Annotated in this window: 14 protein-coding genes; 4 read left to right on the top strand and 10 right to left on the bottom strand. The window is 71.2% G+C overall.

All coding sequences use genetic code 11. The annotated features are described in order from the left end of the window. Positions 1-80: 80 nt before the first annotated feature. From NQ165_RS05395 to NQ165_RS05380, 4 genes are all read right to left on the bottom strand, one after another. Positions 81-362 (bottom strand): GlsB/YeaQ/YmgE family stress response membrane protein, encoded by a 282-nt coding sequence (locus NQ165_RS05395; protein ID WP_257526204.1) that lies wholly within the window; start codon positions 360-362, stop codon positions 81-83. A gap of 180 nt (positions 363-542) precedes the next feature. Beyond that, positions 543-965 carry an organic hydroperoxide resistance protein gene (locus NQ165_RS05390; protein WP_257526205.1) on the bottom strand — a complete coding sequence of 141 codons (423 nt, stop codon included), beginning with the start codon at positions 963-965 and terminating at the stop codon, positions 543-545. Positions 966-1011: 46 nt separating this feature from the next. Next, on the bottom strand, positions 1012-1476 hold the full coding sequence (locus NQ165_RS05385; protein ID WP_285181718.1) for a MarR family winged helix-turn-helix transcriptional regulator: 465 nt from the start codon (positions 1474-1476) through the stop codon (positions 1012-1014). Between the two features lie 223 nt (positions 1477-1699). Further along, a complete protein-coding gene (locus NQ165_RS05380; protein WP_257526206.1) occupies positions 1700-1909 on the bottom strand; it encodes a hypothetical protein in 210 nt (69 codons plus the stop codon). 387 nt (positions 1910-2296) lie between these two features. On the opposite strand from NQ165_RS05380, the gene NQ165_RS05375 reads away from it, so the two are divergent. Then, positions 2297-3619 carry an HNH endonuclease signature motif containing protein gene (locus NQ165_RS05375; RefSeq protein WP_257531972.1) on the top strand — a complete coding sequence of 441 codons (1323 nt, stop codon included), beginning with the start codon at positions 2297-2299 and terminating at the stop codon, positions 3617-3619. Positions 3620-3669: 50 nt separating this feature from the next. Here NQ165_RS05375 and NQ165_RS05370 read toward each other — a convergent pair whose 3' ends face one another. Further along, a complete protein-coding gene (locus NQ165_RS05370) occupies positions 3670-4653 on the bottom strand; it encodes a YafY family protein (protein ID WP_257526208.1) in 984 nt (327 codons plus the stop codon). 62 nt (positions 4654-4715) lie between these two features. On the opposite strand from NQ165_RS05370, the gene NQ165_RS05365 reads away from it, so the two are divergent. Both NQ165_RS05365 and NQ165_RS05360 read left to right on the top strand, forming a co-directional pair. After that, positions 4716-5759: an ATP-binding cassette domain-containing protein gene (locus tag NQ165_RS05365; RefSeq protein ID WP_257526209.1), complete on the top strand. Its 1044-nt coding sequence runs from the start codon at positions 4716-4718 to the stop codon at positions 5757-5759. After that, positions 5756-6559 (top strand): ABC transporter permease, encoded by an 804-nt coding sequence (locus NQ165_RS05360; protein ID WP_257526210.1) that lies wholly within the window; start codon positions 5756-5758, stop codon positions 6557-6559. The genes NQ165_RS05365 and NQ165_RS05360 overlap by 4 nt, the downstream gene beginning before the upstream one ends. A gap of 32 nt (positions 6560-6591) precedes the next feature. Here the strand turns inward: NQ165_RS05360 and NQ165_RS05355 are convergent, their stop codons facing one another. Continuing rightward, positions 6592-8385 carry a DUF2207 domain-containing protein gene (locus NQ165_RS05355; RefSeq protein ID WP_257531970.1) on the bottom strand — a complete coding sequence of 598 codons (1794 nt, stop codon included), beginning with the start codon at positions 8383-8385 and terminating at the stop codon, positions 6592-6594. Between the two features lie 82 nt (positions 8386-8467). Between NQ165_RS05355 and NQ165_RS05350 the strand changes: the two genes are divergently transcribed. After that, the gene (locus tag NQ165_RS05350; protein WP_257526212.1) at positions 8468-8896 is read left to right on the top strand and encodes a MarR family winged helix-turn-helix transcriptional regulator; all 429 of its coding nucleotides are present in this window, start codon (positions 8468-8470) and stop codon (positions 8894-8896) included. 12 nt (positions 8897-8908) lie between these two features. Here NQ165_RS05350 and NQ165_RS05345 read toward each other — a convergent pair whose 3' ends face one another. From NQ165_RS05345 to NQ165_RS05330, 4 genes are all read right to left on the bottom strand, one after another. Continuing rightward, positions 8909-9913: a DUF2804 domain-containing protein gene (locus NQ165_RS05345; protein WP_257526213.1), complete on the bottom strand. Its 1005-nt coding sequence runs from the start codon at positions 9911-9913 to the stop codon at positions 8909-8911. Then, on the bottom strand, positions 9910-11757 hold the full coding sequence (locus NQ165_RS05340; RefSeq protein ID WP_257526214.1) for a glycoside hydrolase family 2 protein: 1848 nt from the start codon (positions 11755-11757) through the stop codon (positions 9910-9912). Before NQ165_RS05340 ends, NQ165_RS05345 begins: the two co-directional genes overlap by 4 nt. Beyond that, entirely contained in the window at positions 11754-13070 is a 1317-nt protein-coding gene (locus NQ165_RS05335) for an MFS transporter (RefSeq protein ID WP_257526215.1), read from the bottom strand. Before NQ165_RS05335 ends, NQ165_RS05340 begins: the two co-directional genes overlap by 4 nt. A 64-nt stretch (positions 13071-13134) precedes the next feature. Further along, positions 13135-14640 carry an L-serine ammonia-lyase, iron-sulfur-dependent, subunit alpha gene (locus NQ165_RS05330; RefSeq protein ID WP_257526216.1) on the bottom strand — a complete coding sequence of 502 codons (1506 nt, stop codon included), beginning with the start codon at positions 14638-14640 and terminating at the stop codon, positions 13135-13137. Positions 14641-14650: the final 10 nt, after the last annotated feature.

Below are 14650 nucleotides of genomic sequence, written 5' to 3'. Positions count from 1 at the left end.
GACGGGGGCTGCGCCATGTCGCGCAGCCCCCGTCGGGCAGTCTCAGCGGTCGAGTACGACTCTCCGCAGCCCTCAGCCGATCAGCGGGTGCGAACGCCGCTGCGGCGCGTGGCGAAGACGTAGATCGCGAGCACGAGGATCGCGCCGAGGATGGAGCCGATGATGCCGGCGGGCTGCAGGAAGCCGCCTTCGGGGTCGGCTCCGAAGAGCAGGAAGCCGAGGAAGCCTCCCACGAAGGAGCCCACGACACCGAGGACGATGGTCATCACGATGCTCATGCTCTGCTTGCCGGGGATGATGGCGCGAGCGATGAAGCCGGCGATGAGGCCGACGAGCAGGAGTCCGAGGATGGTCCAGAGCATGGGTTTCTCTCTTTCGTCGGGAGGGCGCCGGCCGGTGTGCGCGGCGCCTGTAGTGACCGGTACAGCTAAGCGGCACCTGAGCTTTCGTGACCAATACCGTGGTTCCCCTTGCCCCTCGGGCGCATCAGGGACTACCTTTCCGCCCCGACAGGGCCGGTCACGACCGAGAGAACCGCCGGCTCAGTCCTCGACGACCCGCACGACGACGTCGATGTTCCCCCGCGTGGCGTTGGAGTAGGGGCAGACCAGATGCGCGGCATCCGCCAGCGCCTGAGCCTGCTCGGCGGGCAGGTCGGGGATGACGACCTCGAGCTCGACGGCCAGACCGAAGCCACCCTCGCCGTTCGAGCCGATACCCACGCGCGCACCGACGCTCGTGTCGTGCAGGGCGACCTTCTCGCGGCGGGCGACGCTCAGCAGGGCACTGTGGAAGCACGCCGCGTAGCCCGCGGCGAACAGCAGCTCCGGGTTGAGGGCGCCTCCCGCGCCGCCCATCTCCTTCGGCACGCGCACGTCGACGTCGAGCATCCCGTCGGCCGTGACCACGTGGCCGTTGCGGCCTTCTCCCGTGGCGAGGGCCTCGGCGGTGTAGATGGTTTCCATGGTGAACCTTCCTGGGTGTGTGTTCCGGTGGCGGAAATGGGGTCGGTCAGACGGATGCCGCGATGTTCGACGCCTCCACGGCGTCGGTATAGGCACGGAGGTTTGCGAGCATGGCCCGCGCGGTGGCCGGCGACACCGCCATGCAGCGGAAGACCTCGCCCGGCACGTGGGCGAGCTCTGCGCGCAGCGCGCGGCCGGATGCGGTGAGGGCGATCGTGACCACCCGCGCATCGGCCGTCGACCGGGTGCGGGCGACGTGGCCGAGGTTCTCGAGGCGGGACAGCAGCGGCGACAGCGTGCCGGAATCCAGCGCCAGGTCGCGACCGAGGTCGCTGACGGTGAGCGGCTCATGCTCCCAGAGCTCGAGCAGCACGAGGTACTGCGGGTAGGTCAGCCCCGACGGCTTCAGCAGCCGGCGGTACACCTGCGTCGTCGCACGGCTGGCGGCATACAGCGAGAAGCACAGCATCCCGTCGATGGCGCGCTCGTCCGTGTGCTGCGGCTCGGTCATCGGGGAAGCATCGCACGGGATTGAGTTGTGCGCAATGCATCTCGCAGAATCGACGCACGACGTGCGACGCCATCGGCTCTGCCGGCCCACTTTCGCACCCAGCCGGGGTTTTTCGCGGCGCTCACCGGATCAACGCAACGCGTTGCCGCCTGAGTTGCCCGTCGTCGAACACCTCGCAGAACTCAGGGCTCAGTCCACGCCCTCTTCCGCTCGCCACCGGGCGTCACGGCCGGTGCGTGCCGGCCCGTTCGTTCCCGCGCTTGTAGTTCCCCGTGATGCGCGCCATCACCTGCTGCGGATCGTCCCGCTCGACATCGTCGAGGAACTTCATCGCAGAGGCCTTGCGCAGCGTCGCCGCCAGCCGTCCATGGTGGCGGATCTCCACACGGTCGCCCCTCACCGTGAACTCGAAGCCGTTCGGTGCGCCTGCCATCCGTCGAGCATGCCGCATCCCGGCGCGAGACGCTGCCCCCGGTCGGACGAGCCTGATCCGAGCCGGCGACGTTGCGACCGGCCGTCGAAAAACGGCCCCCAAAGGCGGTCACGAAAAGGTAACGGAAAACGCTTGTGCCTCGTTATCTTTCCGTTATAGAGTGCTCGCACGGTAGTTGTTTTGCTGTGGCAGCTACCGGCATGTGATTGCAGGACACTCTTGGTGCAAAGGGACAAGGGCCGGTCGGACGCCTCTCCGATCGGCCCTTACTTTTGCCCACGGCGATGCGTCTCCTCCCCAACGAGAGCGGATGCCGACTTTTCACAACCTTGTGTGACCTGGGCTTTCCCCGGGATCAATGTCGGAGGTTGGCGCGAGAATAGCGGCATGAACACCTCCCCCGTCGCATCGGATGCCGCGCTCGCGGCGTCCGACGTCGTGGCGGAGATGCTCGACACCGACCGGCAGATCGCGGCTTTGCAGGCCCGACAGCTGTCGCTGCTCGGACGAGCCGGCGCGATCGCGGCCGAGCAGACCGCCCGCATCCCGATCAGCGCTCAGCGCGAGCGGGAGATGCCCTTGCGATCGATCGCCGCGGAGCTCGCTGCGGCGCTGCGGCGATCGGACCGCGGCATGCAGAACCGCATCCACGAGGCGACCACCATGCTGCGGCAGTTCCCGAGCACCGTGCAGTCGCTGCAGGATGGCCGCATCGACATCGCGCATCTGCGGGTGATCGGTGACGTGGGAACTCGCATCGCCGACCCGGACGCACGAGCGCTCTTCGAGCAGGCGGCGCTCGCGGTCGCGGAGCGGGAGACCGCCGGGCGCGCCAAGCCGATCATCACGATGCTCGCCCATCGCATCGACCCCGTTCCCTCCACTGAGCGCCACGCGACGGCGGCCGCCGGACGGCGCGTCTGGGTGCGGGACCTCGAGGACGGCATGGCAGAAGTGGTGGCGCTGCTCCCGGCGCCGCTGGCGCACGGCATCCGGGATCGCCTCACGCAGTACGCGCGCATTCTCGTCGATCAGTCGAACGTCGGCGACGGCGACGGCGACGCCGACGCCGACGAGCATGACTCGGGCGCGCTGCCGGCCCGCACGATGGACCAGCGTCGCGCAGACGCCTTCAGCGACCTGCTGCTGACCGGCCACGCCAGTGCCGCGGAATCCGACGGCGCGATCTGCGAGACCGACGCGATCGTGGCACGCATCCAGGTGACCGTACCGGTTGCGGCCCTCACCGGAGCGGATGCCCCCGCGGCCCTCCAGAGCCATGGCCCCATCGACGCACGTTCCGCCCGACACTATGCCTCCACCGCTGCGGGGTGGGACCGGCTGTTCATCGACCCCGCGACCGGCAATGTTCAGGATGCCGACCGGTACCGGCCGTCCCGCGCCCAGCGGCTGCTGCTGCGCGGCCGCGACGAGCACTGCCGCTTCCCCGGGTGCCGTGCGGCCGTGTGGGTCTGCGACATCGATCACACGATCGACTTCGCCCACGGCGGACCCACCCAGGCGTGCAACCTCGCCCATCTCTGCAAACGGCATCACACCCTCAAGCACCACACCGCGTGGTCCGTGCGCCAGAGGCCCGATGGGGTTCTCATGTGGACCAGTCCGACGGGCCGCGTGTATTCGGACGTCCCGCAGCGCGCTCTTGAGTTCCACGCCGCGACGCAGAGCGGCGCACCGCCACCGTTCTGAACCGTGACCCCTCCTCGCTCGGCCCGACGACCAACCCGCGATGACGCCGGTCAGGCGCGCGGCGGCGGTGGGGCGTCGAGGGCAGCCAGCATCCGTACGAGGGCCTCACGCATCTCGGCGCGGTGGGGTTCGGCGAGATCTGTGGTGAACGGCACGCCGTCGGGGATCCACGACATGCCATACATCGTCTCGCGCCAGTCCGCGCCGCCGACGGGCCACCGCGTGCGGTCGGCATCCTCCGCGGTCGCCCCCTGACCCCACTGCCCGAACGACGCGCGCATGGTGTCCAGCGGCAGGTCCATCACGACGTCCGTCTCCACCGGCTGACGCACCCACGATCGGGCGACCGTGATGAACTCGTCGACCTCCTCCGGGGTGAGCGGGCGCGGCTCGAACAGCACGCGCGTGTGCTCCACATCCGACAGCCGGTCCACACGGAAGGTGCGCCAGTCGTCGCGCTCCAGATCCCAGCACAGCAGGTACCAGTGCCGGTCGGCGGGAGCCAGGTAGTGCGGCTCGACCCGACGGCGCGTCATCTCCCCCGCCGCCGACGTGTAGCTGAAGCGCACCCGCTCGGAGTCGCGGCACGCGAGCGCGAGCTCACCGAGCACCGCCGTCGAGGCCGCCTCTCCCCCGCCGACGCGGACGGGATGCACGGTGTCCGCGAGCGCCATGACCCGCCGCCGCAGCGCCGCAGGGAGCACCTGCTCGAGCTTGGCCAGCGCTGTCAGCGCCGTCTCGGCACCACCGATCAAGCGCTGCGTCGCGGCGATGCGCAGGCCGATCGCCATCGCGACGGCCTCGTCATCGTTGAGCAGCAGCGGCGGCACCGCGCTCCCCGCCTCGAGCCGGTATCCGCCGGCCGCGCCCGGCGACGACTCGATGCGGTAGCCGAGCTCCCGCAGCCGCTCGACATCGCGGCGCACCGTCCGCTCGGTCACGCCGAGGCGCTGGGCGAGTTCCGACCCGGGCCAGTGCCGATGGGTCTGGAGCAGGTTCAGCAGTGTCAGAGCACGAGAGGTGGTGTCGGACATGATCGAGAGTCTGCCGCACGTTGCGGACCTGATGTGTCCGCGATAGTGCGTACGGTCGGCGCATGTCGAACGAACCCATCCTCGAAGCGCGGGGACTCACCAAGCGCTTCACCGTCAAGAAGAAGACCGTCGAAGCGGTCACCGATCTCACCTTCCAGGTCGCCGCCGGCGAGCTGGTCGCCTTCCTCGGTCCCAACGGCGCCGGCAAGTCCACGAGCCTGCGCATGCTCACGACTCTGCTGCCTCCCACCGACGGCACGGCGCGCGTCGTCGGGCACGACGTGCTGCGCGACCCTGCGGGCGTGCGCGCCCGCATCGGCTACGTCGGGCAGCTCACCAGCGGCAGCTTCTCGCAGCGTGTGCGCGACGAGCTGCTGAGCCAGGGCGCCTTCTACGGGCTCTCGCGCGCCGCCTCCGTCACGCGCGCCGACGAGCTCATCGAATCGCTCGACCTCGCGCCGTTCGCGACACGGGCGGTCCAGCAGCTGTCGGGCGGCCAGAAGCGGCGCCTCGACATCGCGCTCGGCCTCATGCACGCACCGCCGCTGCTGTTCCTCGACGAACCCTCCACCGGCCTCGACCCCCAGAGCCGGGCGAACCTGTGGCAGCACATCCTCGATCTGCGTGCCACGCACGGCACGACGGTGTTCCTCACCACGCACTACCTCGAGGAAGCCGATCGGTACGCCGAGCGGGTGATGGTGATGGACCGCGGCCGCGTGATCGCCGACGACACCGCCGCCCGCATGAAAGCGGAACTCGCCGGCGACCTGCTCACGCTCGGCTTCGATCATCCGGCAGACGCGGATGCCGCACTTCCCGTGGTCCGCCGCCTCACCGAGAGCGATGTCCGGCGCGAGGACGCGGCATCCCTCACCCTCACCGTGCCCGACGGCGACCGGCTGCTGCCGGCCGCGATCCGCGCGCTGGACGAGGCCGGCATCGCCGTCACCCGTGCCACCGGCGTGCCGCCCACCCTCGACGACGTGTTCCTGGCGCTGACCGGACGCACCCTGCGCGACGCCGGCGAGGGCGCGGCAGCAGCCGAGATCGACACGACCGACGCGGCACCCGCCGCTGCCCAGCCGACAGGAGTCGCCCGATGACCGCCACCGCCCGCCCCGACGTCGCCCGCCGCGACACGTCCGTGCGCCCTCACGCCGCGCGCGACACCTGGCACGTGCTCACGCGCGAAATGCGCCCTGTGGTGCGCGACCCGTTCACCCTCATCTTCAGCCTCGTGCAGCCGCTGGTCTTCCTCGGGCTGTTCGCGCCGCTGCTGATCGGCACGTCCGGCGCGCCGGCATCCGAGACGCTCCAGTGGTTCGTGCCCGGGGTGCTGGTGATGATCGTGCTGTTCGGCACGGGCGCCACGGGCTCGAACCTGCAGTACGAGATGATGACCGGCTCGCACGAGCGCACGCTCGTCGCCCCGCTGGTGCGCTCGTCGCTGCTCGTCGGCCGCGCCCTCAAAGAGGTCGTGCCGATCCTCGTGCAGGCCCTTCTCATCGTGCTGATCGCCTGGCCGTTCGGCTTCTCGATCCACCCGCTCGGGCTCATGGTCGGGCTCGCGCTGCTCGCGGTGTTCGGCGTCGGGCTGGGGTCGCTGTCGTATGCGCTGGCGCTCGCGACGCGCGACCGCGAATGGCTCTTCTGGGGCGTGCAGCAGACGCTCATCTTCCCGCTGCTGATCCTGTCGGGCATGCTGCTGCCCCTCGAGGCAGCGCCGGGATGGATGCGCGCCGTCGCCGCCGTGAACCCGATCAGCGGGGTCGTGCAGGCCGAGCGGGCACTGCTCGCGGGTGACATCGGCAGCACCCCGGTGATGTGGGGGTGGGTCGCCGCCCTGGCGCTCGCGGCGGTCGGGCTCGCCGTCGGCATCCGCGCGATGCGCCGCAGCAGCTGACTGCCACACGCCCACCGCGGCCGCGGTGAGCGTCAGACCCCGCCGCCGCCTCCGCCACCGCCGCCACCGCCGGCGGATCCGCCACCCGTGGATCCGCCGGTGGTCGACGACGACGACATCGCCGCGCTCGACAGCGACGCGATGCTCGAGGAGAACGCGGCGGCGTTGAACGCGGCGGCGCCGTAGTACCAGCTCGGGGTGTACCCCGCGTCGCCGTAGTAGACCATGAGCTCGTCGGCCCACTTCTTCTCCTGGCCGAAGACGACCGCGTACGGCAGCAGCGTCTCGTACAGGTGGATCATCTGCCGCGGGTCGTTCACGTCCACCGGCCGCCGCTCGGCGCCCTGCGGCGACTGCAGCATGCGGATGCGGTCCTTCTCCGCCCAATCGATGAAGACCTTCAGCCCCGCCAGGTGGTCGCGCAGTTCAGCGCCGGCATCCGTCAGCGGCCGGTGGAACACCATCCCGAGGCCGACGGCCAGCGCGATGCCCGCCGCCACCATCAGCACCAGCGGCACCGCCTCGTTGACGGATGCCGACAGGGCCAGGCCACCGAACACGATCACCAGCACGGTCGCGACGAACAGAGCGACCGCGGGCCAGGTGCGCACGCGCGCCGGAACCGAGCGGCGCACGCCGCGGCTCTCGAGCTCCTCGCCGGCCTCCTTGAGGATCTTCGACGCCACGCGCGACAGCCGTGTGTCCTGCTTGCCGAACTCGTAGATCGCCCCCGGTTGCGCGCCCTTGCCGAAGAGCCCGTCGAGCAGCATGCGGCCATCGCGGTCGGCCCGCGACGGGTCGATCAGTTCCACCTGCAGCCGTGTGCCGCCGAAGACCCGCTTCGACCCCTCCAGAATGCGGATCGACCCCACGATGGCCTGCTCGAGCACCTCCGCCGGGATCGCCTTCGAGGTCTTGCCGAGCATGACTGCGCTCTCGAGCGCATCCACCCCCGGCGGCGGCGTGTACTCCGCGATGATCGTCGACCGGCCGGGGGCGTCGCGCAGGAACCGGCGCCGCGTCCACACCGCGCCGCCCACGGCCCCTGCCAGCACGAGAGCCGACGCCGACTGCGCCCAGCCCCATCCCGACGCCAGGTACGACGAGTCGAACAGCACGAACGTGTCGGGCGCGAACCCGACGGCGATCGTCATCGTCTCGTGCGGCCCGAGGCCCACTGCCTCCGCCGCCACGGTCACCGCGCCGTCGGGCTCCTCGGTCGCGGTGATCGGGCAGGGGTCGGTCGTGTCCTGCTCCCCGGCGTAGCAGGCCTGCCGCCCCGTGAGGTCGGCGGCGAGCGCGGCGTCGATGTGCACCCGCGCCGTCACCTCGCCGAAGGGCTGCGCCCAGTCGACGCCGTTGACGTCCCAGTAGAACTCCTGCCCGCCGCCCTCGAACGTCCAGGTGACGTTCTCGAGGTCGTAGGTGATCACGAAGGTCTGTTCCCCCCGCAGGTACGAGTCCGACCGCGAGGTGATCGAGAACGCGTCGCCGTCGTCCTCGGTCTCCACCGGACGCGCGGCGCCGTTCTCATCGGTGACCGACACCAGCTGCGGGTGCAGGGGCTGCCCGTTGTACGACGTCGGCAGCAGCCGGCGGATGCCGCGGTTCTGGTCGGCGTCGGGGAAGACCGCAACGAACGTCTCGACCACGCGCAGCCGGCTCGTGCCGTCCTCGGCGCGCGTGAGGGTGTAGTCGGCGTCGAGGCTGTCGAACGTGAAGTCGTCCACATCGGTCGCGACCGGGCCGAGCGCGCCCGCGGACGCGGCGAGTCCGAGAAGCATCAGGGCGAACGTCAGAGCGATCCTTCTGAGCACCTGCACCATGCGCTCAGCCTAGGGGCGTGCACGCCCCCCGCGCTGTCCGGCGCTGCCCGGCCGTGGCCGCCCCGGGTCTACAGTTGTCCCCATGACCGACCGCCGCCTCGCCGTGGATGCCTGGGAGGCGCTGTTCCGGGCACAGCACGAGGTGTTCGAGGAGATCCGCGGCGACTTCGACGGGGCCGAGCTGACCCAGGCCGAGTACGACGTGCTGCTGACGGTCACCCGCTTGCCCGACCACACCGCACGCCTGCGCGACGTGACCGCCAACATGCTGATCAGTCAGCCGAGCGTGTCGCGCCTGGTCGACCGCATGGTCACCCGCGGACTGCTCACGAAGTGCGCCGACCCTTCCGACGGTCGCGGCTCGATCCTGCAGGCCACCACCGAGGGGGCGGAGGTGTTCCGCCGCCTCGCCGGTCGCCACGGGCAGTCGATCGCCCGCCGCATGTCGGTGCTCGACGACGACGAGCTGCGCCTGCTGCGCGATCTCGCGGGCAAGCTGCGCCAGAACTGACGCCGGGCCTCGTCACCAGCGGTTGTGCACCTCTTCGGCGAAGCCCAGGATGTCGCGGAACTCGACCCGCTCCCCGTCCTCGGTGGTGAACGTGCCCGACCAATGGCCGAAGCACTGGTCGGTGCGGGAGGAGAGCACGCCGAGGTTCGTGCGGCTCACCTTGTCGTAGAACGGGGCGAAGGTGGCATCCAGCCCACCGCCGGTGACCCGCCACGGTCGCCGCCACATCGCGATGTCGTAATCCCAGGCGAGCTCCTCGTGGATCTTGTGCAGCCGCCCGTCGACGAGCATCGCGTTCTCGGTCGACCCGGTGCCGTCGGTCCACCGGGCGCCGACCTGGATGCCGAACACCCGCCCGGCGGCATCCCGCCCCGATCCGGCGCCCCAGTTCCACTGCACGTCGTACGGCCACCGGCCCCGGCCGTGGTCGAGCACCGCCCATGACTCGCCCGGGGTGACGTCCGACCGCACGCCGTCGACGGTGACGCTGCCGACCGCCGGCCGCGCGACGTCCTTGACGGTGTACTGGAACAGGTGCGGGCTCCACGGGACGACGACGGCGAGCCGCTCATGCCCCGGTGGCAGCTGCGCCACCACGTCGAACGAGGCATCGGCGATCCGTGCCCGCAGGCGCGTCCCCTCGGCGACCTCGTCGATATCGATCTCGAGCCCCTTCGCCCGAGCCCGGGACGAGCCGTGTTCCAGCCGCGAGGCGAGCTCCACCCCGCGCGGCGGGATCACCGTCGCGTCGGCCTGCCACGTGCGCTCGGTCGCCCTGTCGAAGATCCAGACGCCCAGCACCGCGGCGTAGTCGATGGACGACACCGTCAGCGCCAGGATGTGCGAGGGCGTGATGACGTTCCAGTACTCCCAGCGCTTGTTGCGGCCCCACGAACGGGAGTGCACGCGCGACGCGTCAACCACGGGCTGCCGCGCCCAGCCGACGGCGTCGGCGTTGAGCACCCGGCCGTCGCCGGCGGTGAGGGAGATGTTCTCTGTCAGTTCGCGCAGCGTCACGCATGCTCCTCTCGAGGGCCGCCCAGGCGGGATGCCGCCTGCTGCAGCCGTTCATTCATCTCTCGCACGGCGACTTCGTCCACCTTCACGAAGCGCCGGTCGTAGGTCACCATGCCGTTGACCTCGTCTTCGACATCGGACAGTTGGGTGTAGACGGTCGCCGCGAGGCCGCGCTCGATGGCCGGGACGATCTCGCGGTCGTGCAGCCGCTCCAGGGCCCGTTGCAGCGTCGCCCGCGAGCGGTAGCGCCGGTACCCGAAGACCTCTGCAGCCCAGGTGTGCTGCGGCACCGCCAGGCTGTAGCCGCCGTACTCGGTCACCGCCTCCACGCGACCGTGCGCATCACGTCGCCGCGGCAGGCGCACCGGCCGGAAGTAGACGTGCCTGCTGCGCAGGTCGCCGGCCCCCTGGTCGTGCCACCCGCTGGCGTGGTCAACGGGACGGGTGGGATCGAGGGCGGCGACGGCACCCGCGATCCGCGCCGCGTCGAACTGGCCCCACCCCTCGTTGAACGGCACCCACAGCGACAGCGAGACGACGCTGCGCAGGTGCTCGATCATCTCCACCAGCTCCGCCTCGAAGCGCTCCCGGCCTGTGGCATCCGACCGGGCGAACCGGCCGTAGCGGGTGTCGTCGAGGGCGGGTGCGCCGAGGACGGGAGCGGTGATCACGGCGGGGCGGTAGCGCCCGCCGCCGTTCACGGCGTCCTGCCACACCAGCATGCCGAGCCGGTCGCAGTGGTGGTACCAGCGCAGCGGCTCGACCTTGATGTGCTTGCGCAGCATCGTGTAGCCGAGGCGCTTCGCGAGGCGGATGTCGTACCGCAGCGCGGCGTCGCTCGGGGCGGTGTACCCGCCGTCGGGCCAGTACCCCTGGTCGAGGAGTCCCACCGGCAGATGCGGCTTTCCGTTGAGCAGCAGTCGCGCGTGGCCGCGGTCGTCCACACCGACGCCGAACGAGCGCATCCCGACGTAGCTGTCGACGCGGTCCTCGCCCAGGGCGACGGTCACGTCGTAGAGAAAGGGATCCTCGGGCGACCAGGGCCGCACCGGGGCGGGGAGGTCGATGCGCGTGGCCTCGCCCACGGGCACGGTGGCGGCGGCCACCACCTGGCCGGCCGCGCGGATCTCGACGTCGGCCTCGGCGCCCGCGCCGTGGCTGCTCTCGACCGTGACCTCGACCGCGGCACCGGCGAGGTCGGGGGTCAGCACCAGCCGGTCCACCGCCCTGCGCGGCACGATCTCGAGCCACACCGTCTGCCAGATGCCCGACTGCGGCGTGTACCAGATGCCCCCGCGCCGACTGGATTGCTTGCCGCGGGCGAGCCACGCGGCATCCGTCACATCGCGCACCGACACCGTGACCTCGTGCGCGGCGCCGTCGCCCAGGGCACCGGTCACGTCGAGCGTGAAGGGCAGGTAGCCGCCGGTGTGGCCGCCCACCTCGACGCCGTCCACCGCGACGCGGCACGACTGGTCGACCGCGCCGAAGTGCAGCAGCACGCGCTCATCGGCGTGCACCGCCCTGGGCAGCGTGAAGGTGCGCCGGTACCAGAGGGTCTCGCCCGCCCCGACCGCTCGGCCGACGCCCGACAGCGGGGTCTCGGGCGAGAAGGGAACCACGATCTCGCCGTCCCAGGCGGCCGGTGCCGCCAGCGGGTCGGCGACCGCGAGCGGGTCGGATGCCGCAGCCGCGTCGGACGCCGCGAACGGGGTGATGGCATAGGCCCAGACGCCGTTGAGATTGGTCCAGCCCTCCCGCACCAACTGCGGGCGCGGGTACTCCGGCAGCGGGGCTTCGCGGTCGAGCCCTTCCCCCCAGGGGGTCAGCATGGGAGCACTCATGCGGCATCCACCGGCTGCGGCAGGCGGCGCAGCGCCATGAGCGGCACCACGACGAAGAGGGCCACGACGGCGGCGGCGGGGAAGATCCACGGCGTGGGGACCTGCTTGACCACGCCCAGGTCGACGTAGGTCTCATTCGCCCCGATGATGACCGCCGACCCGATGAAGGGGCCGATGACCATGGGGATGAGCACGACGAAGATCATGCGCAGCCCCTGCACCATGCCGATGCGGTCGGACGGCGTCGCGTCGCGCACGCTCGCCGACAGCGACGCGGTGGACAGCAGGAACCCGCCCATCATGACGGTGCCGAAGACGATCACACTGAGCATGTCCCGCACCACGAACATGCCGACGAGCCCGACGATCATGAACAGCACGGCCGGCAGGATCGCCCGGGTCTTGCCGACGCGGTCCACCAGCCGCCCGCCCACCACGCTGATGACGGCGGCGAGGGTCAGCACGCTCGCCAGCACGATCGGGTAGCCGTCGATCCGCAGATACCGCTGGATGTAGATGATGAGGTACGGGAAGAACACCTGCGAGCTGATGCCGATGATCGCCCAGGCCACCAGCAGCGTGTAGAGCCGCGGATGGGCGCGCATCGTCGCGAGCCGCAGGCCGTGCACGACGGCGCGGCGGTAGCCGTCCGGCGTCGCGCGGATGCCGGGGGCATCGCGCACCAGGAACCAGGCCAGCACGCCCACCGCCGCCGTGGCGAGGCCGATGATGCCGAAGAACAGCTTCCATTCGCCCGCCTGGGTGAGCCCGTCGAGCAGGCCGAACACCAGCAGCATCGACATCAGCGGCAGCACCGAGAGCACCGAGTCCACCCGGCCACGGTCGGCGGGCTTCGTGGCGTCGGTCACCCACGCGTTGAACGCGGCGTCATTCGCCCCCGAGCCGAACACCGACATCACGCAGTCCAGCAGGATGATGGCGACCACGGCGGTGCCCACGACCTGAGCGGCCTGGGCGCCGGCCGACGGCTGCACGAAGCCGAAGGTCGCCGTGGTCAGTCCCCACAGGATGTAGCCGATCGCGATGAACGGCCGACGCCGGCGCACCCGGTCGGACCAGGCGCCCACGACCATGGTCGACAGCGTCGCCGCGACGGCGGATGCGGCCACCAGAACCGCGATGACGGTGGGGTCGGTGGTGATCGTGTCGTAGACGAACACGTTGAGGTACATGTTCTCGACGGTCCACGCCAGCTGCCCCACGAAGCCGACGAGCACGACGACCCACCACGTGCGTCCGGCGACGCGCGGCAGGCGGGCGCGGGTGGGAGCGGTGGCAGGAGTGGCGGACATCGGCATCCTTGCTGACGGACCGGGATTCGGGTGGCTCGATCCTACTCGGCAGAGCGGCGCGAGGTCAGCACTCGATGACGTTGACGGCGAGCCCGCCCTCGCTGGTCTCCTTGTACTTCGTCGACATGTCGATGCCGGTCTGCCGCATCGTCTCGACGACCGCGTCGAGCGACACGTAGTGCGTGCCGTCCCCCCGCAGTGCGAGACGTGACGCGGTCACCGCCGTGGAGGCCGCGATCGCGTTGCGCTCGATGCAGGGGATCTGCACGAGCCCGCCGACCGGGTCGCACGTGAGCCCGAGGTGGTGCTCCATCGCGATCTCGGCGGCATTCTCGATCTGCCGGTTGGTGCCGCCCATCACCGCGGTGAGCCCGGCGGCGGCCATGGCGCACGCCGAGCCGACCTCGGCCTGGCATCCGCCTTCGGCGCCGGAGATCGACGCGTTCGCCTTGAACAGCGACCCGAGGGCCGTCGCGGTCAGCAGGAAACGGCGGATGCCGCGGCGGCGGTTCGCGTCGGCGAGCGCCGGGGCGTCGGGGTCGGGAGCGTCGGCCTCTCCGCCGAGGGCCGGAGACGCCGGATGGAACCCGAGCAGCGCACTGCCGACGAGCTCGCCGTACGGGGTGACGGCATTGCCCGACCCGAGCCCGGAGTCGGCGAGGAAGCGCCACCAGTACATGCCGACGGCGGGGAGGATGCCGGCCGCCCCGTTCGTGGGAGCCGTCACGACCCGGCCGCCGGAGGCGTTCTCCTCGTTCACGGCGAGGGCGAAGGCGCCGAGCCACTCGCCCGGCAGCTCGCGCCGGCCGTCGGCCTCGGCCTCCTCGAGCTGGCCGCGGATCACCCCGGCGCGGCGCTTGACCTTCAGCATGCCCGGCAGCACGCCGTCGGCGGCGAGCCCTGCCTCGACGCAGGCGGCCATCGCGTCCCAGATCGCGTCGAGCCCGGCGGCGACCTCCTCCTCGCTGCGTAGCGCCTGCTCGTTGAGGCGGGCCGCCTCGGCGATGGTGATGCCGCGCTCGTCACACAGCGCCAGCAGCTGGTCGGCGCTCTCATAGGCGAGCGGGAAGGGGTGGGCGGCGACCCGCGCGGGTTCGCCGTCGCGGCGGATGAACCCGCCCCCGACGGAGTAGTACGTCTCCTCGGCGACCGTGGCGCCGTCGGCATCCGTCGCCGTCACCGTCATGGCGTTGGGGTGGCCGGGCAGCCGGGTACGCGGAGCGAAGACCACGTCGGCCTTGGCGAAGGGAACGGGGTGGGTGCCGGCGAGCTGCAGCGGCGCGCCCTCGGGCCAGTGGGTCCAGGCGTGGCGGACGTCCTCGGGGTCGACCGTCTCGGGGGCGGCGCCCTGCAGCCCCGCCACGACGGCGTCGGGCGTGCCGTGGCCGATGCCGGTCGCGCCGAGCGATCCGTAGAGCGCGCAGGTGACGCGGGCGACGTGGGAGAGCCGCCCCGACGCGCGCAGGCGGTCGGCGAAGTCACGGCCGGCCCGCATGGGACCGACGGTATGGGAGCTCGAGGGTCCAACGCCGATGGAGAACAGCTCGAACGCCGAAACGTACGCGCTCACACCTCGAGCC

This window comes from Microbacterium sp. zg.Y1084 (assembly GCF_024623595.1).
Taxonomy (GTDB): domain Bacteria; phylum Actinomycetota; class Actinomycetes; order Actinomycetales; family Microbacteriaceae; genus Microbacterium; species Microbacterium wangruii.
Note: the sequence above shows the minus strand (reverse complement) of the source record. Positions and strands in the feature narration are given on the sequence as shown.